We start from the raw sequence: 19,274 nt of genomic DNA, 5'->3' as shown, positions 1-19,274 counted from the left end.
GACACTCAAGATCCGTGCTGCCGGCGGTTCCCTCAGGGGCCGAAGGAGGCGTCAGGCCTACTTCGTGAGGTCGAGCCAGTAGTTCGTGAGCGAGTCCGCCTTGGGGACGACCTTCTTGTAGTGCAACTGGTCATTCGCCGTACGGCCATCGCAGTTGACGCTGTACCCCCACGACTCGACGGTGTCACCGTTCTTGACCAGGCCAACCGCCTGCCACCCAGCCTGCTGCGAGTTGATGCACCTCGCGATGTACCCCTTCTCCCCGTACGGGGTGCGCGTCACGACGCTGAAGGAGTTGGTGTCGGAGGGAACATAGACCTGAAGCTGGTGGTAGCCGGGGTTGTTCCGGTCGTCCGCCTGCGCACTGCCGGTCATCAGGACGGTTGAAGCAACGGCGAGAGCCGCGGTCATCGCGACGGTCGCCCCGGTGCGGATCGTCTTTCGCCCTGCCCCTGCGTGTCCCAGGTTCATTGTCATCGGAATCCTTGCTCCTGTTCTTTTTCTTATCGTGACGGCAGCGGCGCCTGGTCGAAGCGCCGATGCGTTTTGTTCTTGAGGCAGATGACAGATCGACATTGCCCAAGAGCCGCCGAGACTTACTTCACGCCTCGACTCGCAGATCTGACTGCGTCTTTTCGGATACGGAATATCCAAAAAACTATCTGGGTGGGCAACCAGGCTTCCAGGCCGGCAAATCCGTCGCGTCCGGTTTGTGTGGTGGCGCAGTACGGCATGCCAGGCCCGGGCGGCAACATTCTTCACCCCGCACGAAGCCGCGCCGTGATCACCTGCGACTTGCACCGCAGCATTCAGGATGAGAGCGGCGGGGTCGCACAAAATTCTTGAAATGATTGCGGGGGAGTCTGGTACTCACCGTGAACATTGCAACTAATGGACGACAGGGATGCCGACCGATGAAAAGAACTCCCAGGCAATTACCTGACGTCGAGCTTCCCGCGCTACGACCTTGCCCAGGACAGCGAAAACAGCGAGGTCGTCCGTCGTGCGGTACCCGCCGAAAGCTGTACGGAAGAACTGACCGGCTGGGCTGTCAGCGGAGATCCACCCAGAAGTACTGGAGGTTGTCGGACGGAACGGTGAGCCTGCGCTGCTTCTGGATTCCCGTCGTGCAGTCACTTGAGGTGAAAGTGGCGATGGTCATGGCCGCGTTGTCATCAAACAGTGGGCTCGCATGCTGGAACGCTTCACCAACTCCCTGCTTACCCCTACCCTGATTGAGGTAGACCTGGAAACCTTCATCCTGCTTGACCCAGCCCCCGGTGTTGTTCTTGTACATATAGCAGGCGTCGATGAGGCCCTCGACGTAGCCTCCGCCGAGGCCCGGGGCTTGCCAGCTCGCGCCGCCCCTGCCGCCGACGAAGATGGACTGAACGTCACTGCGGGAAGCCATGGCCATCTTGTGGCGGCCCCCCAAGGCCGCAGCTGGACTGGCCGTAAGTGGCAAGAGAAGGGCGGCGACGCCGACAGTGACTCCGGCGAGTGCGCCGATCCGAGGGAAAAGCCGTTCCTTCATTATTCCGCATCTCCTTGTCGGTAACGGCGTGAAGCCGGTACCGAATCCACTAAGGTGTTCCTTCAAGTGTCTTATTGATCCGAAACCTAATCGGTTTCATTCGACGATGTAGTGGGGGGAGTCCGCTCCACTAAATCTCAGTCGACCGCTCAGGCCGGGGCGCACCTGAATGACCGAGGCCGGCGACACGGCGTGAGGACGGCAGCAACGGCGCAGGCAGGCTCCATCACTTGTCAGAACCAGCCGCTGTGGATCAGTACTAATGAAGAGCCATGACGCCGCAGCTAGGTCACTATCACGTGAGCGTCGTCTCAGTACTTCGCCAAATCGATCGTCATGTCGCCCGTCACTTTTACGCTCGCTTGCTTCAGTATGTCACTGTCCTTTTCGGTACACTGGGAACCCCGATACTCCGAGAGGCCAATAGTAAGCAGGGGGACATTGCTTACCTTAGGGGAGAGGCCTGCGCCGATTTTCACCGTGTTACCGGAGTAACTACCGTCATTCCCAAAATACAGGCAGTGTTCGTACCGGGCTGTGCTGTCCAGGAAGGTGACGGTTGCAGTCGCGGCCTGTGCATTTGCCACGGGCAAAGCGACAATAAACCCAGCGACCATTGCTGCCGCAGTCACGCATTTGAGCGAATTACGGAACCTCATGCGGAATCTCCTATTTTGACGTTGCGTCTCACCGAGGATACTGGCAGGCATTAACCGGCTACCGGCTACCGGCTACGCTTTGCGGTCCGGGCTCTCTATTTCGTGCCATCGTCCCTTGTCCGTCGCATTGCAGACCTTCACATGCACCGACGAATAGGCGCCCCTTGCGGCGTAAGCGGTTCCGGACATCGTCAGACCGGCGAGGCTGGCTGAAGACAGGGGAACTTTCACCACTTTTCCTTAGGCTGCTATCGACGCCGACACTTAGTGCATGAAATGTCAGTTGCGAATGGCGGACTGGGGCTGGGGAATTGGGCAGAGAGTGCGGGCCAGGCGGGCCCGCACAACAGCGTGTGCGGGACTCGCACCGCCGCCGCCTCAGCGTCATGCTGGCGATATGGTCATGACTGATCATGTCATCATCCGCGCGGAAGATCGGACAGGGATGGTGAAGGCCATGTGCTGGTTTCTGGTAGCTGCATGGTCTCGTTGTTTAGCGAGCACCGCTTAACCAGGTGATGCGCAGCTCGCCCTGCTGTTCGGGGTGTCGAAGTCGGCGGTAGACCGCATCATCAATCACCTCGCGCCCATGCTCGCGCTCCTGCCGAGCAAGAGATCGCAAGCGCGCTCATCGTCGAGGGCGCCGTCGTACCCACGGGCATCGCGAAGGCGTGTTCGGAGCTGAACGCGTGTCGCAGAGGACATCACCGATGATGCGCCGAAGCCATCGTGATCAGGCCGCTGGGCCTGAGAGGGGACGGGCTGACGATGGGCGACGCCGGCCTCGCCGGCCGCAAGATCATCATCGACAACTGCGGTGGCGTGGCCGGCCATGGCGGCGCCTTCTCCGGCAAGGGCCCGTCCAAGTCGACCGCTTCACCGCGTACGCGGTGCGCTGGTGTGCAAGAACATCGTCGCGGTCCGGCCTCTCCTCCCGCTGCGAGGTCCAGGTCCTCTACGCCATCGGCAAGGCCGAGCCCGTCGGCCTCTTCGTCGAGATCTTTGACTCGTTGTTCGTGTCGTCAGGGCGTACAGGTGATCGCGCTCGAACACGGCGTGATTGCCCGCTGTGAGATCAATCGACCCGCTGCAGCAACTACACGCAGGTTCGGCACTCGGACGACCTGGCAAGTGGTCGCTCGCTCACGAGGGGCCATGCGGCCACTCGGAACCGGCATGCGGCCTTCGATGCCCCCCGCATGGTCACCCGTTGACAGATGATGACATCGTCAGTAACGATTGAATCGCCAACATGCCGCTGAGGCGGTTGCGGTTCGTTCCCCGTACGCGCTGTTGCGTTGCGCGGACCCGCCTGGCCTGCCTTCTGCTCAGTCCCCAGTCCTCGCAGCTGACATTTCCTGCATTGAGTGTCGGCGTTTCCGAACACTTGAGGGGCAGTGGTGACTGGGTAAAACAGTGGCCACCTGGGGCGCCCAGGCGGACTCAGTCCCGGCATCATCGCCCTCGCCCCGGCGCGATGGACGCCCACCTGTCCGACGGACTGTTTTGGTCGGCCCTGCTGGGCGGCTTCGCGATCGCTTTCCTGATCACCATGCCGGTCAACAAGTGGATGATCGGCCGCGGCAAGGGTCACGCGGTCGTCCACGCCCACCACTGACACCTTCGCCACTACATGACGCGGCGTGATCCACACCAAAACAGAAACGACAGCGTTTCGATGGACTTCACCTGAACGAAGCAGTTTCGTTCAGGTGGTTGAGAGAGGCACACTCGGCATGACGTCCGTACTCGTGGTCACCCATCAGGCGCTGCAGCGCCACGGCTTCCGGATGCTCCTCGCGGCTGAGCCCGACCTCACGGTCGTGGGCGAGGCGTCTGGCGGCTTCGAGGCGGTCCGCATGAGCGCCGAACTGCGTCCCGACGTCGTCCTGATGGACGCCCGCCTTCCGGAGAGCGGCGGCATCGAGGCCATCCGCCGCATCACCCGGCCCCCCACCCTCCCCCACTCGTCCGATGCCGTCAGAGCCGTCCACAACCCCCCGCAGGTCCTGACGCTGATCAGCGCGGGCGGCGAAGAGCAGGCCCAAGCCGCCCTGCGCGCCGGAGCCCGCGGGTTCCTCCTCGAGGACGCCACCCCGGACGAACTGACCGCGGCCGTCCGCATCGTCGCCACCGGGGAGGCCGTCATCACCCCCGGCCTGACGCGCGCCCTCATCGACGCGGTACGTCAACAACGCCCCTTGCACCCCACCAGGCGGGAGGTCGGCCTCGACCGCCTCACCGGACGCGAACGCGACGTGCTGATCGCCGTCGCCCACGGCTGGTCCAACGCGGAAATCGCCGCACGGTTGTCGATCGCCCCGACCACGGTGAAGTCACACGTCAGCAACATCCTCGGCAAGATCGGCGTCCACGCCCGGGTCCAAGCCGTGGTGTTCGCCTACGAGTCCGGCCTCGTGCGGCCTGGCTTGACACCGGTCCCGGTTCCGGCCGAGAGACTCCACGGCACACCACCGCAGCCTCTCCCCAACCAGCCATTCGGCCTGGGAGTGAACTCCTCCCAGGCGTTCTCCCACAGCTTCACGATCGCCGGATACTTCCGGCCCCAGGCATCGGCGAACTCGGCGAACCGTTCCAGGGCCACCTCTTCGGTGGGAGTGGTGTAGAGGGGCTTGAGTAGCGATCTTGTCCCAGTCCTGGCGGGCGGTATAGCGGAAGGAGTTCCGCAGCAGGTGCACCACGCAGGTCTGCACGATCGTCTGCGGCCAGACGGTCTCCACCGCCTCGGGCAGGCCCTTGAGCCTGTAACAGACCAGCAGGAGAGCGTCTCTGACGCCACGGTTCCTGATCTCGATGAGGATGTGCAGCCAGTACTTGGCGCCCTCGCTGCCGTCACCCGCCCACAGCCCCAGAATTTCCCGCCGGCCCTCGGTGGTGACGGCCAAGGCCACGTAGATGGGTCGGCTGGCGACCGCGCTGTCACGGATCTTCACGTGGATGGCGCCGTTGAAAACCACCGAATAGACGGCGTCAGGGGGGCGGCTCCGCCATTAGGCCATGCCCTCCAGGACCTTGTCGATGACGGGCCTGGACCTGGCCGGTGGTCAAGCCCTTGGCGGCCAGCGAGATGCCTATCTCGTCGACGCCCGTCAGATGCTTCTGCCGCTCCTTGACGATCTTCGGTTCGAAGGATCCGTCACGATCGCGGGGCACGGATCTCCCACCGGGCCGACATCGGGTCAGGACGGTTTGGAGCGTTTGCGGTTGCGGGAGTCGCCGTCGTCCTTGCTCGCGAAGTCGTGCTTCCCATAGCCGAGGTGGTCGGTGATCTCGCCTTCCAGGACAGACTCGAGCAGCCGCTTGGTCAGCTGCTGCAGCAGCCTGCCCTCGCCGGTCAGCTGCAGGCCCTCGGCCTGGGCCCGGCCCACCAGTGCGTCGATCAGCGGCGCGGGTTGGTTCCGCGTCTGTGGCGTTGGTTGCGGTTGGGCTCGGTTGCCGTCGAAGTCGACCGTTCGCCGGGATCGATCGGTGAAAACGCTGGGGCCGCCGTCTCGGTGACGTCGGTCGTTCAGTCCGTCTTCACTACCCCGCGTGCGTTCCACGACTTGGGGTGCGCGACCCAACGGCCAGCCCGGTTTTGGGCCCACAGACCAAGACCGCCGTGGAACGGGGAGGTTGACTCGACACCGTTGGAAAGCCCTTCGGTAAGCCACAAAGGCGTGGAGGACAGAGATGATCGGCGCTGAAGCGCTGTGCACCATGCTGGACGAGTACGAGACGACGCACTTTTTCTACGTCCCGGTGCTCTCACCACCGATGATCAAGGAAATGCTCGCCCGCGGCATTCAACCGGTCGTGCCCCACGGCGAGATGGCCGCCGTCTACATGGCGGACGGCTACGCCCGCGTCGGCGGCCGGGTCGGAGTCTGCGGATCGCAGACCATCGGATCGTCGAACCTCGCCGCCGGCCTGCGGGAAGCATGGGTGGGTCGTTCGCCCGTGCTCGCACTGACCGGAGGGCCCGACTCCGATACCCGGGGCCGCAACTTCTACCAGGACCTGGACGACCGCGACGTCTTCCGCCCGGTCACCAAACACCAGGCGGTCGTCGACCGCGGCGACCGCCTGCCCGACGTCATCCGGCAGGCCTTCCGCATGGCCACCACCGGGGCGCCCAGGCCGGTACACATCGGCCTGGCCGGCTTCTGGGGAGCGGTGACGCTGGAGGACGTACCCGGGGATGTCTCCGTCGATGTCCGGTTCGGCGCGGTGCCGGCACTGCGCAGCAGCGTGGACCCCTTGCTGCTGGAGCGAGCCACTGCGGTCCTGAACGCGTCCGCGCGCCCCATCGTTCTGGTCGGCGGCGGGGCCAGGCGTTCCGATGCAGCCCCCGCCCTGCGCGACCTGCTCGACCGCACCGGGCTGCCCGCGGTCACCACGCTGAACGGGATGGGGCTGCTTCCCGACACCCACCCGTCGTATCTCGGAACGGCCGGCGACTATGGGCGGGACTCCGCCAACCAGGCGCTCGCCGAGTCGGACTGCGTGCTCGTCGTCGGCAGCTCCCTGGGCAGCATGTCGACCAAGAACTGGCAGCTCATCTCCCCCTCGGCGACGGTGCTGCAGATTGACGTGGACGAAGTGGAGATCGGCCGGAACTACCCGGCGACCGTGCCGCTGCTCGGAGACGCGGCGCTGGTGCTCGAGCAGCTGGCGGGTCGGCCGCTGAAGAAGGTCGACACAAAGTGGCGACTGCGGGTTCATGAGCTCCGCGGGGAATGGGAGAACCACACCCCCCGGCTGGAGCACTCGCTGGACGAGCCCCTCCGGCCGGAGGCCCTGCTGTACCGGCTGTCCCAGGCACTGCCCGACGACGCCGTCGTGGTGGCCGACACCGGCCACGCCGGGGCGTGGTGCGCCCGCCACCTGCGGCTGGGACAGGGGCACACCTTCGTGCGGGCCGCCGGATCGCTGGGCTGGGGACTGCCCGCCGCCATCGGCGCCAAGTGCGCGACTCGCGACCGGCCGGTGGTCTGCTTCACCGGCGACGGCGGCCTCTACTACCACATCGCCGAACTGGAGACAGCGGCCCGCTACGACCTTCCGATCGTCGTGGTCGTCAACAACAACGTCGGGATGAACCAGGAGAGGTCCCTCTGGGACGCGGGCACCGACCAGGAGAAGAACTGGAAGTTCTCCGACGTCGACCTGGTGGCCGTGGCCGAAGGATTCGGGTGCGCGGCCGAGCGCGTCGAACGGGCCGACGCCCTCGAGACCGCCCTCGCCCGAGCGATCGCCTCCGGACGCCCCACGCTCCTCGACGTTCGCACCGATCCGGCGATCGCATGCCCGCCCAGCTGGTCCCCCACCACCTGATCACTTCACCCCAGGAGTTCTTCACCCATGAGCAAGATCTGGTTCATCACCGGCTCGTCCCGCGGCCTCGGCCGCTGCATCGCCCAGGCGGCGCTCACGCGCGGCGACCGGGTCGCGGCCACGGCCCGGGACCCCCGCGCCCTCGCAGACCTGGTCGCCGACCATGGCGACGCGGTGCTGCCGCTTCCCCTCGACGTGACCGACAGGGCCGCCGCGTTCCATGCCGTCCACCGCGCCCACGAGCACTTCGGACGGCTGGACGTCGTGGTCAACAACGCCGGCTACGCCCTCGGCGGCGCGGTCGAGGAACTCGGCGAGCAGCAGCTCCGCGACCAGCTCGAGACCAACTTCTTCGGCGCCGTATGGGTCACCCAGGCCGCACTGCCCCTGCTGCGCGCCCAGGGCAGTGGCCACATCGTCCAGATCTCCAGCCTCAGTGGCGTCCTGGGCCGTCCGGTCATGGGCGGCTACTCGGCGGCGAAGTGGGCGCTGGAGGGACTCACGGAAAGCCTCGCCCGGGAGGTAGCCCCGTTCGGGGTCAAGGTCACCCTGGTCGAGCCCGGGACATTCGCCACCGACGCGGGCTCCTCCGCCGTCCATGCCGCGCCGATCGACACCTATGAGCCGACACGCCAGAAGGTGCTGGCCATGTTGCAGAACTCCAAGGCTGGGGATCCGGCAGCCGCGGCCCGCGCGCTGCTGAAGATCGTCGACTCCGAGGAGCCCCCGCTGCGCATCCTCTTCGGTGCACACGCCTACGAGTCCACCCAGCGCGTCTACGCCGAGCGCCTGAAGACCTGGACCGAGTGGGCGGACCTGTCCTCCGAGGCAGACGGCGCCTGAACACACCGGACAGCAACGACATGCAGTCAGCCATGGATGACCCCGTCGGTGCCCGGCAGCTGACGGGCTCTCAGGTCAACCGCAGGGGTGCTGTGGCCGACCACTCGGCGAGAACCCGAGCGAATGCTCCTGTACAACGCCGACGGCTGGATGAGCGCCCTGCTCACGGCCGACCCCAGCGCTCCATGCCGAGCGAGGAGAGCATCCTGCCGCCTTCCTCGAATCCCTCGCTCTCCTGGATTCCCTCGGTGCTCCCGGCGGGACGGTGGCGTACGCGCGCCGCTGGGAACGCACGGCGGACGGGTCGGTGCTCCATCAACGGTGCAGCCACCATGCGCCGTGGGTGGGTACGACCCTGGAACGCGTCGCGCGGCACGCCGCGGACGAACTGGAGTTGACGACTCCGTACGGGGCTTCCAGCTGGCCATGCGCTGGCGCCGCGCCCATGTCTGACACCGATCCGACCACCCTCACAACCCTTTCCCGGAGGTATGCCGTGCGCACAGCCAATCTCGACAACCGACTCATCCTCGTCGACGACGACGGCGCGGTGGATGTGGAGAAAGCCAGCAGCGGCCTGTTCTCCGCAGACCCGCAGGCCGTCTTCGACCGCTGGAAGGAATTCATCGCGTGGGCGCAGTCCCCGGCCGCGCTGCAGGCGGAGCGCATCCCGGTGGACGAGAGCCGTCTCGGCCCGCCGGCGCCCCGCCCGCGGCAGGTTTTCGCCGTCGGGCTGAACTACGCCGCACACGCGGCGGAGTCCAACGCGGACATGCCCACGTATCCGCCGATCTTCACCAAGTTCCCCACGTCGCTGACCGGGCCCAACGACACCGTCACGCTGCCCAGCGCCTTCGTCGACTGGGAGGTGGAGCTGGTCGCCGTCATCGGCATCCGTGCTCAGGGGGTGCGGGAAGAGGACGCCTGGCGGCACGTGGCCGGACTGACCGTGGGCCAGGACCTCTCCGAGCGCCTGGTCCAGCTGACTCCGCCCTCACCGCAGTTTTCGCTGGGCAAGTCGTTTCCCGGCTTCAGCCCGACCGGGCCGGTCCTGGCGACCCCGGACGAGTTCGACAATCCGGACGACCTGGCGATCGGCTGCGCGTTGAACGACGAGACCATGCAGGCGTCCCGCACCAGCGGCATGATCTTCTCCATTCCCCGGCTGATCGCGTGGATCTCCGCGATCTGCCCGATCCTCCCCGGCGATCTCCTGTTCACCGGCACCCCGTCCGGCATCGGTGGCGCCCGCAACCCGCGCCGCTTCCTCGCTCCCACCGAGGAACTGCACAGCTGGGTCGAAGGCATCGGTTCCCTCCGCAACCCTCTGGTCGCCGGCCCCACTTACCCGGACGGGCTGGTCCCCATGCCCGAGGGTCTGAAAGGCTGATCCTTTGACCTCAGGGATTTTCCGATCGCCGTGAGAGTCCGACATCGACCGGCAACACATCGGGGCCCGTGACCGTCGGTGCCTTGAGAAATCCCCTGACCTGGGACGACATGCCCTGCTGCGTTCCCTCATGACATTGCCGCTGATCCTCAAGGGGACCTGCCACCCCGAAGACGTACGCGGCGCCAAGGACGTCGGTGCCAACGGCATCTGCTGCTCGACCCGCAGGGGCCGGCAGGCCAACAGCGGCCTGCCGGCCCTCGACGCGCTGCCCGGTGTGCTGGACGCCGCGGACGGTCTGCCCGTGCTGTTCGACTCAGGTATGCGCACCGGCGCGGCCTTGGTCAAAGCTCTCGCTCTCGGCGCCACCGCCGTAGGCGTGGGCCGACCGTACGCCTACGGCGTGGCCCTGAAGGGTCCGGCGTGCATCCACGTACTGAACGCCCTTCTCGCTGAAGCCGACCTCATGGCCGTCGACGGCTACCCGACGCTCGCGGACCTCACCCCCGCAATCGCTGCGGCGAGTGCGCTGAGCACCACGCCCGCGCGGGCATCCCCTCGGACGCCGACCAAGCAACCAGAAAGAAGTAGACGGTGACCAATCTCGCCCACAACCTGATCCGCACCGCCGCGGCACACCCCGACAAGGCAGCCATCCGCCTGGACGACCAGGTGACCGACTACCGGTCGCTCGACGAGCACAGTGCCCGCGCGGCCTCCTGGCTCACCGCCCAGGGCGTCGGCCCCGGCGACCGGGTGGCGATCCTGCTGCCCAACATTGCGCAGTTCGCGGTCCTCTACTACGGCATCCTGCGCTCCGGAGCGGTCGCCGTCCCCATGAACCCGCTGATGAAAGCCGGCGAGATCGGCTACAACATCGAGGACTGCGGCGCCCGTGCACTGCTCACCTGGGGCCCGTCGATGGCAGAGGCCAACGCGGCGGCCGGGCAACTGGGCATCTCCTGCACCGATGTCACCGCACCCGGCTTCATCGCCGCACTCGCCGCTGCCGAGCCGATCCCCGGAGTCGTGGACCGCAGCAGTGACGACGCCGCCGTGATTCTCTACACCTCCGGTACCACGGGCCGCCCCAAGGGTGCCGTGCTCACCCACGACAATCTGCGCGGTAACACCGAGACGGTCAGCCGCCTGCTCGCTCTCACCGGCTCCGACACCGTCTTCGGCGGCCTGCCGTTCTTCCACGTCTTCGGCCAGACCTGCGGGCTCAACGCAGCCGTCCTGGTGGGGGCCTGCGTGACCCTGTTGCCGCGGTTCGATGCGGCAGCCACGCTGTCGATCCTCGTCCGCGATGACGTCACCGTCTTCGAAGGCGTGCCCACCATGTTCCTCGCGCTCCTCGCGGCCGCGGAAGCCGCCGACGGGGCCGCGGTCGGGAACATCCGGCTCTCCGTCACCGGCGGATCGGCGATGCCCGTCGAGGTGCTGCACCGTTTCGAAGCCGCCTTCGGATGCCCGGTCGCCGAGGGCTACGGGCTGTCCGAGACCTCGCCGGTCGTCACCTTCGGCTTGATCGACGGGATACGTAAGCCCGGCTCGATCGGCACGCCGATCGACGGTGTCGAGGTGCGGCTCATCGACGAACAGGGCAAGGAGGTCACGCAGGGCCAGGTGGGGGAACTCGTCGTACGCGGTCCGAATGTGACGCCCGGTTACTGGAACAGCCCCGAGGCCAACGTGGCGGCCTTCGTCGACGGCTGGTTCCGCACCGGCGACCTCGCCCGGTGCGACGACGAGGGCTACTACTTCATTGTCGACCGCAAGAAGGACCTGATCATCCGGGGCGGCTACAACGTGTACCCGCGGGAGATCGAGGAGGTGCTCTATCAGCACCCGGCAGTTGCCGAAGCCGCTGTGATCGGCGTACCTCACGAGGCGTACGGGGAGGAGGTCGCCGCCGTGGTCACTCTGAAGCCCGGCGCCGAGGCGACCCCCGATGAAATGCGCCAGTTCGCCAAGGACCGTGTCGCGCCGTACAAATACCCACGCATCGTGCGACTCGCGGAGCAGCTCCCGAAAGGACCCACCGGCAAGATCCTCAAACGCGCCCTCACCCTGGAACCCTGACAGGACGCCGGCGATTCGGCTCGCAACATCCATCGGATCGGCCCTGAAGCGGAAAACCGCCCCCCTGCCCGCAACGGCGTGACCCAGAGCCGACACCCGGGCCAGCCACACCTCAAGCGGATGTTCATTTCGGTGCGGTGAGACGGGGAGACAGTCGGTGCGTCGGAGAGGGGAGTGGGGTGGGATGTCGCTGGCGCGGACGGGGAGCGCTGGGCTCCGCCAACGCTGCGGAAACCTTCGTCGCGCGTTCACGTTGTCGGGTTGGCCGGTGGCTGTTCTCCGCCCGGTTGTTCTGGTTCTTGTGGCGGACCACGCCGGCGGCCTGCGCGATCTCCTCCAGGGTGACGTCGGGGTTCCGACCGAGTTCCTGCCGGGTGGCGGCGAGGATGCGGGCTCGGTTGGAGCGCGTGTTGCGGCGCAGCGGTTCGCGGACCACAGGCTTCGACACGCTGTTCCGCCCTCCTCAGTCGAGGTCGGGCAGCGGACGCTGGGCGACTTCGTGGGCGTCCTCCCAGGAGGCGCCCAGCATGCGCAACAAGATCTCGGCCAGGTTTGAGGCGGCCTCGTCCCCGTCGACGTCCGGCCGGGCGAACCGCAGTTCCAGCAGTGCCGGCAGGGAGCCGCCCAGGGCGGCCACCGCCACAGTCGGGTCGGTGATGGTGAAACGGCCGGTGGCGACGCCGACCTCCAGGTCGCGCAGTGCGCGCTGTGCCAAGCCCGAGTCGGAGTGGATGTGACTGAGTCCGCGATGGCGCAGCACCTGCATCAGCTCGGGCCGGGAGCCGACCAGGCGGGCGCTCAGACGAAAGCCGGCCGCGACGAGCTGCGCCGAGTCGTCGATGCCCTTCAGGTGCTCGTCGAAGGTCTTCCCGAACTCTTCGAGGGCGTCCGTCACCGCCGCGTCGAACAGCTCCGTCTTCGATTCGAAGTGGTTGTAGGAGGAGCCGAAGCCGAGGTCCGCGCGCTCGGCGATCGTTTGGATGCTCGCGCTGGTGTCTCCGGTCTCGGCCAGGATCTGCCGGGCGGCACGGACGAACGCCTGCCGGGTCTCGGCGCGGCGACGTTCGAACCGGTTGCGGGACGGGGCTGACGTCGACGTGCGTGCGAGTTCAACAGCAGGGTCCTCGGCATCACAGTTCTGATAGATCAATCAGCTCACTTTTGGCGAATTCATCATCCTGCTCGAGTCCGCCTATTGACGATTGCACGGTCAGAGCTGATGATTTCCTCATTACGGCAATGTTGCTTGGAGGGCACCGTGTCCCAAACACACCTCGACGACGAGGTCAAAACAGCTCACCAGGACCTCCACAGCGAGCAGGGCGCCCTGCGCGGCGAACACCCCGGGCGCTCCCGCGATCCGCTGATCAAGGTGGCCGATCTGGCCTGGCTGGAGTTCGAGAAGCCCGACCTCGACCGCGCGGAGGTCTTCGCCCGTGACTTCGGCTTCGGAGTCACCGCCCGCGATGAGCGGGCGCTGTGGCTGCGAGGCACCTTCGCCGGCTCGCCCTGCATGGTGATCCGGCGCGGCCGCACCTCCCGTTTCATCGGCCCGGCGTTCCGCGCGGCGGAGCGGGCCGACCTGGACCGGCTGGCCCGGGCCACCGGATCCGACGTGCGGGACGTGGACGCGCCCGGCGGCGGCAAGGTGGTCGACCTGCTGGACCCCTCCGGCCTCCCAGTGCGGGTCGTACACCACGGCGAGGAACTGCCCGCGCTGCCCGAGCAGCGGCCGCTGCTGCTCAACTCCGGCACGGATCACCTTCGCAGGAACGTCACGCAGCGCCCGGCGCGCGAGCCGGCACGCATTCAGCGGCTGGGTCATGTGGTCCTTCAGACGCGGGTGTTCGCCCGTGCCCTGGACTGGTACCTGGAGACCCTCGGGATGATCGTCAGCGATTTCCACTTCCTGGACGGCCAACGCGAGCGCGGCCCGGTCATGGCGTTCATCCGCTGTGACCAGGGAAGCGTCGCGGTGGACCACCACACGCTGGCGATGCATCTGGGGCCGGGGACGGGTTATGTCCACTCCGCCTACCAGGTCACCGACCTGGACGCGATCGCGGCGGGCGGGGAGTACCTGGCCGAGCGCGGCTACCGGCGCAGCTGGGGCATCGGCCGGCACATCCTGGGCAGCCAGCTCTTCGACTACTGGCGTGACCCGGACCGCTTCATGCTGGAGCACTTCTCCGACGGTGACCTCTTCTCCCGCGACGTCGAGCCCGGCTGGTCACCCATGTCGGCGAGCGGCCTCGCGCAATGGGGACCGCCGGCGACCCGCGACTTCCTCGGCGCCAATCCGTCCCCCGCCAAGGTCCGCGAAGTGCTGCATGCGCTGCGCGGCGACAACGAACTCGACCCGGCCCGGCTGATGGGCCTGCTGAAAGCGATGAACTCATGACCACGAACGTCCTGCGCACCGCCGACGGCTGGTGGGCCGCCCTCGGCGACCGCGCCATCCGCGTCGACACCAAGGCCACCACCACCGCCGAGCTGCTCGCCGACCGCGACGCCGTACGCGAGGCCGTGGCGTCGGGCGAGCCGGGCACGCCCGTCGCCGACCTGGTCGTGCTCTCCCCGGTCACCACGCCCTGCCGGGTGGTCGCCCAGATGGTCAACTACCGCAGCCATGCCCGCGATTCGGGCTTTACCGGCGAGATCCTGCCCACCTTCTTCCGCAAGGCGTCCGGCTCGGTCAGCGGTCCGCACGACGCGGTCGTACGGCCTTCCCATGTGAGGTTTCTGGACTACGAGGTGGAACTCGGCCTGATCATGGGCGCTTCCCTGCCAGTCGGCACCGTGGTCGAAGAGCGCGACCTGCCGTCGTACGTCGCGGGGCTCGTGGTGACCAACGACGTCAGCGCCAGGGACGTCCAGCTGACCAAGGGGCAGTTCTACGAAAGCAAGTCGTACCCCACCTTCACGCCGACCGGCCCCCACCTGGCGCTGCTGGAGCCGGAGGACTTCGCCCGTCTTCTGGATCTGCGGCTGAAGCTGTCGGTCAACGGTGAGCTGCGTCAGGACCGCACCCTCGCCGACATGATCGTCCGCCCGGCGCAGGCGCTCACCCTGCTCGCCCGCTTCCAGACCCTGGATCCCGGTGACCTGCTGCTGACCGGCACGCCCGGTGGCACCGCCCTCAAGGCCCCGCCGAAGGCGGTGGAGAAGATCGCCGCGCTGCTGCCGCCCGCCGTCAAGTGGAAGGCGTTCTTCAAGAGTCAGGCCAGGAATCCGCACTACCTCCACCAGGGCGACGTGATCACGGCGACGATCGCGACCCCCGACGGGCTTATCGACCTGGGCGAGCAGCGCACCCCCGTGGCCGACGCGACCTGACCGACACGACCCGAAACCCGAATTGAGCCGCACATGACCGTCGAACCTGCTGCCCGACCACGGGAGACCGCCCCCAGGCCGGGACACGTACCCGTGGTGATTGTCGGAGCCGGGCCCGTGGGCGTGACCGCCGCCCTCCTGCTGGCCCGGCGTGGTGTGAGGACCGCCGTCCTCGAACGTCACCGCGATGTCTATCCTCTTCCGCGCGCCGTCGCCACCGACGACGAGGTCCGCCGCATCCTCCAGGCGGCAGGAGTCCAGGAGGAGTTCGCCGCGATCGCCCGACCCTCGCGGGGGCTGCGGCTGCTGGACGCCCGGCACCGGGTGATGGCCGAGTTCCCACGCTCCGCGCAGGGTGCCTACGGTTTCCCGCAGACCAGCATGTTCGACCAGCCCGAACTGGAGCGGGTGCTGCGCGGCGCCCTGGCCCGCACCCCGGAGTCCGAGCTGCGCGGTGGGGCGGAGGTCGTCGGCGTGGACCAGGACGGTGACGGTCCGGTCCAGGTGACCTACCGCGACGACGAGGGTGAACACCTGCTGCGGGCGGACGCCGTCCTTGGCTGCGACGGTGCCAACGGCCTGATCCGCGACGCCGTCGGCGCCGCGTGGGAGGACCTGCACTTCGAGGAACGCTGGACGGTCATCGACGTGCGTACCAGCCTCCCCGTCCGCTGCTGGGAAGGTGTCGAACAGATCTGTGATCCGCGGCGGCCGGCGACGTTCATGCGCGTCGGCGAAGACCGCTACCGCTGGGAGTTCCGGCTCCGCGACGGGGAGAGCCTCGACGGCGCGCACGGCCGGGAGCGGCTGCGGGAGTTGGTCGCCCCTTGGGTGGACCTGGCCCACGGTGCCGACTTCGAGGTGGTGCGGCAGGCCCAGTACACCTTCCGGGCGCTCATCGCCGACCGCTGGCGTCGGGGGCGTGTCTTCCTCCTCGGTGACGCCGCGCACCTCACCCCGCCGTTCATCGGTCAGGGGCTGTGCGCGGGACTGCGCGACGCCTACAACCTGACCTGGAAGCTGACGCGTGTCCTCCAACACGGTGCTGATGAGCGGCTGTTGGACACGTACGAGAGCGAGCGCAAGCCGCACGCCCGTCATGTGATCAGGCTTGCGGTGGCCATGGGCTGGGCCATGACCGGAGGGCAGGACGGCGCCGCCGCCATCCGCCGCGGCATCCTGGGTGCGGCCGTCCGTATCCCTGGCCTGACCGCGACGGCTTCCCGCGACCTCAGCCCGGCCCTGACCACCGGGCCGCTCGTACGCCGTCGAACCCTTGGTGCCGGCCGCGGTCTCGTGGGCCGTTTCTGCCCGCAGCCGTGGGTGAACACCGACGGGCGGCGCGCCCGCCTCGACGAGCTGCTCGGCGACTCCTTCGCCGTGCTGACCGCCGTACCGCTCTCTCCCTCGCTGAAGGCGGTCGCCGACGGGCTCGGTGCCCGGGTTCTGTCCGTGGCAGACCTCGGAGATGACGGCAGTCTCACCGCCTGGCTGCGCGAGGGGAAGGCGGACAGTGCGCTGCTGCGGCCGGACCGCATCGTGATGGACGTCGTCCCGTCCGGCGGTCGCACCTTCACGGGTACGGCCGACTGGGCATCCCTGCTGCACACCACACGAAGCCCCTGTCCTTGTTCCCTTTCCCGACGGACCGTTGCGAAGAGCCTGTTGAGGAGCACCACGCGATGAACACGCAGGACCCGGCCCCCTTCTTCACGCCTGACCCGGAGGCGGCGGCCGCCAGCCGCATCGTGGACTTCGCCCGCTGGGCGGGCCAGTACCGGGGCGTGGAGGCCGGCGCCGACTACGCCGCCCTGCACCGCTGGTCGGTCACCGACCTCGAAGGTTTCTGGGGTGCGGTGTGGGAGTACTTCCACATCGACGCCGCGAGTGAGTACGACCGGGTGCTGGCCGAGGAGAGCATGCCCGGTGCTCGCTGGTTCCCCGGCGCCATCCTCAATTACGCCCACCACGCCCTGCGCAACCTCGCGGACGACGACGCGGCGATCGTCGCCCTCGACGAGTCCGGTTCCGGGTACGAGGTGACCGGGAAGCGACTGCGCTCCCAGGTTGCCTCCGTCGCTGCCACCCTGCGTGACCTGGGCGTCGGCGAGGGCGACCGGGTCGTCGGCTACCTCCCCAACACCCCGCACGCGATCGTCGCCTTCCTCGCCGCCGCGAGTCTCGGCGCCGTCTGGTCGGTGTGCGGCCAGGACTACGCCCCCAAGGCGGCCGCCGACCGATTCGCCCAGCTGGAACCAACCGTCCTGATCACCGCCGACGGCTACCTCTTCAACGGCACCGCGCACGACCGCCGCGAGGCGGCGCTCGACCTCGCCCAGGCCCTGCCGACGCTGAAGGCCACCCTGCTCGTGGACCACGTAGGTCTGCCGTGGCCCTCGCGGAACTACCCGTCGCTGGTCGTCCCCTGGGAGGACGCCTCCACTCGCACGGAAGAACTCACCTGTACCGCCGTACCGTTCGACCACCCCCTGTGGGTGGTCTTCTCGTCCGGCACCACCGGCCTGCCCAAGGGCATCGTGCACGGCCACGGCGGCGTCCTGCTGGAACACCTCAAGACCCTGGGCCTGCACTCCGACCTCGGCCCTGGCGACCGCCTCCTGTGGTACACCACCACCCACTGGATGATGTGGAACCTGGTCGCCTCGACACTGCTGACCGGCGCCACCACGTGCACGTACGACGGCAGCCCCGCCCCGCTCGCCCGCCCCGACGTCCTGTGGGAACTGGCCGCCCGCCACCGCGTCACGGTCTTCGGCACCAGTCCCCAATACCTCCTGGGCATGGCCAAGTTCGGCATCGACCCGTCCGTGCACGACCTGTCGTCGATCCGCGTCGTCGGCTGCACCGGCTCCGCGCTGCCGGCCTCCGCCTACCCCTGGGTCCGCGACCACGTCGGCGACGGTGTCCTGGTCGCCTCCATCAGCGGCGGCACCGACATCGTCTCCGGCTTCGCCGGCAGCGCACCCACCACCCCCGTCTGGGCGGGCGAACTGTCAGCTCCCCACCTGGGCGTCGCCCTGGCCGCCTACGACGCCGAAGGCGTCCCGGTCGTCGACGAAGTCGGCGAGCTGGTCGTCACCCGCCCCATGCCGTCGATGCCGCTGTACTTCTGGAACGACCCCGACGGCACCCGCTACCACGAGGCCTACTTCTCCTCGTATCCCGGCGTTTGGCGGCACGGCGACTGGATCACCGTCACCTCCCACGGCTCGGTGATCGTCCACGGCCGCTCCGACTCCACCCTCAACCGCAACGGCGTACGCCTGGGCAGCGCCGACATCCACGACGTGGTCGAACGCCTCCCGGAGATCACCGAAGCACTCGTCATCGGCGCCGAGGAACCCGACGGCGGCTACTGGATGCCGTTGTTCATAGTCCCGGCGGCCGGGGTGACGCTGGACGACGCCCTGCGCGAGAAGATCAAGGAAGCGATCCGCACCGGCGCGTCACCGCGCCATGTCCCCGACGAGATCCTCGAAGTGCCGGCCATCCCCCACACCCGCACCGGCAAAAAGCTCGAAGTCCCCGTCAAACGCCTCCTCCAGGGCGCCCCTGCCGAGCAGGTCGTCAATCCCGCCACGCTGGACGCCCCGGAACTCGTCGACTACTACGCCCGCCTGGGAGCCGACCGCCGCAGTCGCAGGAGCGCCGAGGCATGAGAACTGCACAGATCGTCACCGCCGTCGTGCTGGCGCTGGTCTTCCTGCCGCTGGGAGTGGCGAAGATCGCCGCCGTACCGGTCATGCGGCAGGCGGCAGCCCACCTCGACAGGTCACAGGGCCTCTACTGCGTGGTCGGCATCCTGGAAGTCGCCGGGGCCGGCGGACTGCTGGCCGGCCTGGTTTGGGTTCCCCTCGGCGCAACCGCTGCGGTGGGACTCGCCCTGCTGATGGTGGCGGCGGCCGTGGTTCATCTGCGTCACGGCGACCCGCCCGCACGGGCCTTGCCCGCCGCCGTTCTGGCCCTGGCGGCGGTGGCGTACACCGGTCTGTCGATTGCCGCTTGACCTCAGCGCCCTGGCGCCCGAAAGGCCACCCCGCCGAATTTGAGCGGGGTGGCCAGAGGCATC

The 19,274-nt window shown here is 67.8% G+C and carries 13 protein-coding genes and 7 pseudogenes; 14 read left to right on the top strand and 6 right to left on the bottom strand.

Annotation, left to right across the window (positions count from 1 at the left end):
* Window positions 1-57 precede the first annotated feature (57 nt).
* From ACIBJB_RS21880 to ACIBJB_RS21870, 3 genes are all read right to left on the bottom strand, one after another.
* Window positions 58-477 carry a hypothetical protein gene (locus tag ACIBJB_RS21880; protein WP_398932769.1) on the bottom strand — a complete coding sequence of 140 codons (420 nt, stop codon included), beginning with the start codon at window positions 475-477 and terminating at the stop codon, window positions 58-60.
* Window positions 478-1,051: 574 nt separating this feature from the next.
* Entirely contained in the window at window positions 1,052-1,534 is a 483-nt protein-coding gene (locus ACIBJB_RS21875) for a hypothetical protein (protein ID WP_398932768.1), read from the bottom strand.
* Window positions 1,535-1,845: 311 nt separating this feature from the next.
* Window positions 1,846-2,193 (bottom strand): hypothetical protein, encoded by a 348-nt coding sequence (locus tag ACIBJB_RS21870; protein WP_398932767.1) that lies wholly within the window; start codon window positions 2,191-2,193, stop codon window positions 1,846-1,848.
* Window positions 2,194-2,716: 523 nt separating this feature from the next.
* On the opposite strand from ACIBJB_RS21870, the pseudogene ACIBJB_RS21865 reads away from it, so the two are divergent.
* The 4 pseudogenes from ACIBJB_RS21865 to ACIBJB_RS21850 all read left to right on the top strand — a co-directional run.
* Window positions 2,717-2,850: pseudogene (locus ACIBJB_RS21865) on the top strand (IS5/IS1182 family transposase); the annotation flags it as partial.
* A 102-nt stretch (window positions 2,851-2,952) separates the two neighbouring features.
* Window positions 2,953-3,212, top strand: a pseudogene (locus ACIBJB_RS21860) (methionine adenosyltransferase domain-containing protein); the annotation flags it as partial.
* A gap of 449 nt (window positions 3,213-3,661) precedes the next feature.
* Window positions 3,662-3,811, top strand: a pseudogene (locus ACIBJB_RS21855) (DUF4396 domain-containing protein); the annotation flags it as partial.
* Between the two features lie 118 nt (window positions 3,812-3,929).
* A pseudogene (locus ACIBJB_RS21850) lies at window positions 3,930-4,619 on the top strand (LuxR C-terminal-related transcriptional regulator); the annotation flags it as partial.
* A gap of 80 nt (window positions 4,620-4,699) precedes the next feature.
* On the opposite strand, the pseudogene ACIBJB_RS21845 reads toward ACIBJB_RS21850, so the two are convergent.
* Window positions 4,700-5,597, bottom strand: a pseudogene (locus ACIBJB_RS21845) (IS256 family transposase); the annotation flags it as partial.
* 289 nt (window positions 5,598-5,886) lie between these two features.
* Between ACIBJB_RS21845 and ACIBJB_RS21840 the strand changes: the two are divergent.
* The 5 genes and pseudogenes from ACIBJB_RS21840 to ACIBJB_RS21820 all read left to right on the top strand — a co-directional run bounded on the left by ACIBJB_RS21840 (window position 5,887) and on the right by ACIBJB_RS21820 (window position 11,848).
* Complete coding sequence (locus tag ACIBJB_RS21840) at window positions 5,887-7,530, top strand: thiamine pyrophosphate-binding protein (RefSeq protein ID WP_398932766.1); 1,644 nt, start codon at window positions 5,887-5,889, stop codon at window positions 7,528-7,530.
* A 27-nt stretch (window positions 7,531-7,557) separates the two neighbouring features.
* Window positions 7,558-8,373: an SDR family NAD(P)-dependent oxidoreductase gene (locus ACIBJB_RS21835; RefSeq protein WP_398932765.1), complete on the top strand. Its 816-nt coding sequence runs from the start codon at window positions 7,558-7,560 to the stop codon at window positions 8,371-8,373.
* A gap of 496 nt (window positions 8,374-8,869) precedes the next feature.
* Window positions 8,870-9,763, top strand: coding sequence for a fumarylacetoacetate hydrolase family protein (locus ACIBJB_RS21830; protein ID WP_398932764.1), 894 nt, complete (start codon window positions 8,870-8,872; stop codon window positions 9,761-9,763).
* Between the two features lie 89 nt (window positions 9,764-9,852).
* Window positions 9,853-10,271: pseudogene (locus ACIBJB_RS21825) on the top strand (alpha-hydroxy-acid oxidizing protein); the annotation flags it as partial.
* An 86-nt stretch (window positions 10,272-10,357) separates the two neighbouring features.
* On the top strand, window positions 10,358-11,848 hold the full coding sequence (locus ACIBJB_RS21820) for a long-chain fatty acid--CoA ligase (RefSeq protein ID WP_398932763.1): 1,491 nt from the start codon (window positions 10,358-10,360) through the stop codon (window positions 11,846-11,848).
* 304 nt (window positions 11,849-12,152) lie between these two features.
* Here ACIBJB_RS21820 and ACIBJB_RS21815 read toward each other — a convergent pair.
* Together ACIBJB_RS21815 and ACIBJB_RS21810 are read right to left on the bottom strand one after the other, a co-directional pair.
* Window positions 12,153-12,296, bottom strand: a pseudogene (locus ACIBJB_RS21815) (TetR/AcrR family transcriptional regulator); the annotation flags it as partial.
* 15 nt (window positions 12,297-12,311) lie between these two features.
* Complete coding sequence (locus ACIBJB_RS21810) at window positions 12,312-12,995, bottom strand: TetR/AcrR family transcriptional regulator (RefSeq protein WP_398933039.1); 684 nt, start codon at window positions 12,993-12,995, stop codon at window positions 12,312-12,314.
* Window positions 12,996-13,106: 111 nt separating this feature from the next.
* On the opposite strand from ACIBJB_RS21810, the gene ACIBJB_RS21805 reads away from it, so the two are divergent.
* The 5 genes from ACIBJB_RS21805 to ACIBJB_RS21785 are packed head-to-tail and all read left to right on the top strand — an operon-like array spanning window position 13,107 to window position 19,211.
* The gene (locus ACIBJB_RS21805; RefSeq protein ID WP_398932762.1) at window positions 13,107-14,249 is read left to right on the top strand and encodes a VOC family protein; all 1,143 of its coding nucleotides are present in this window, start codon (window positions 13,107-13,109) and stop codon (window positions 14,247-14,249) included.
* Window positions 14,246-15,184 (top strand): fumarylacetoacetate hydrolase family protein, encoded by a 939-nt coding sequence (locus ACIBJB_RS21800; protein ID WP_398932761.1) that lies wholly within the window; start codon window positions 14,246-14,248, stop codon window positions 15,182-15,184. The genes ACIBJB_RS21805 and ACIBJB_RS21800 overlap by 4 nt, the downstream gene beginning before the upstream one ends.
* Window positions 15,185-15,217: 33 nt before the next feature.
* Window positions 15,218-16,870, top strand: a complete 1,653-nt coding sequence (locus ACIBJB_RS21795) for a bifunctional 3-(3-hydroxy-phenyl)propionate/3-hydroxycinnamic acid hydroxylase (protein WP_398932759.1) — start codon at window positions 15,218-15,220, stop codon at window positions 16,868-16,870.
* A complete protein-coding gene (locus ACIBJB_RS21790) occupies window positions 16,867-18,864 on the top strand; it encodes an acetoacetate--CoA ligase (protein ID WP_398932758.1) in 1,998 nt (665 codons plus the stop codon). Before ACIBJB_RS21795 ends, ACIBJB_RS21790 begins: the two co-directional genes overlap by 4 nt.
* The gene (locus tag ACIBJB_RS21785; RefSeq protein ID WP_398932757.1) at window positions 18,861-19,211 is read left to right on the top strand and encodes a DoxX family protein; all 351 of its coding nucleotides are present in this window, start codon (window positions 18,861-18,863) and stop codon (window positions 19,209-19,211) included. The genes ACIBJB_RS21790 and ACIBJB_RS21785 overlap by 4 nt, the downstream gene beginning before the upstream one ends.
* Window positions 19,212-19,274 lie beyond the last annotated feature (63 nt).

The organism is Streptomyces sp. NPDC050759, from assembly GCF_044456945.1.
Taxonomy (GTDB): domain Bacteria; phylum Actinomycetota; class Actinomycetes; order Streptomycetales; family Streptomycetaceae; genus Streptomyces.
The sequence above is the reverse complement of the archived record's forward strand: the minus strand, read 5'-3'. Positions and strand labels throughout refer to the sequence as shown.

Excerpts from the sequence above, each read along its gene's own strand:
- ACIBJB_RS21880 (WP_398932769.1), bottom strand. The coding sequence starts at position 477 with ATGACAATGAACCTGGGACACGCAGGGGCAGGGCGAAAGACGATCCGC.
- ACIBJB_RS21875 (WP_398932768.1), bottom strand. The coding sequence starts at position 1,534 with ATGAAGGAACGGCTTTTCCCTCGGATCGGCGCACTCGCCGGAGTCACT.
- ACIBJB_RS21870 (WP_398932767.1), bottom strand. The coding sequence starts at position 2,193 with ATGAGGTTCCGTAATTCGCTCAAATGCGTGACTGCGGCAGCAATGGTC.
- ACIBJB_RS21840 (WP_398932766.1), top strand. The coding sequence starts at position 5,887 with ATGATCGGCGCTGAAGCGCTGTGCACCATGCTGGACGAGTACGAGACG.
- ACIBJB_RS21835 (WP_398932765.1), top strand. The coding sequence starts at position 7,558 with ATGAGCAAGATCTGGTTCATCACCGGCTCGTCCCGCGGCCTCGGCCGC.
- ACIBJB_RS21800 (WP_398932761.1), top strand. The coding sequence starts at position 14,246 with ATGACCACGAACGTCCTGCGCACCGCCGACGGCTGGTGGGCCGCCCTC.
- ACIBJB_RS21795 (WP_398932759.1), top strand. The coding sequence starts at position 15,218 with ATGACCGTCGAACCTGCTGCCCGACCACGGGAGACCGCCCCCAGGCCG.
- ACIBJB_RS21790 (WP_398932758.1), top strand. The coding sequence starts at position 16,867 with ATGAACACGCAGGACCCGGCCCCCTTCTTCACGCCTGACCCGGAGGCG.
- ACIBJB_RS21785 (WP_398932757.1), top strand. The coding sequence starts at position 18,861 with ATGAGAACTGCACAGATCGTCACCGCCGTCGTGCTGGCGCTGGTCTTC.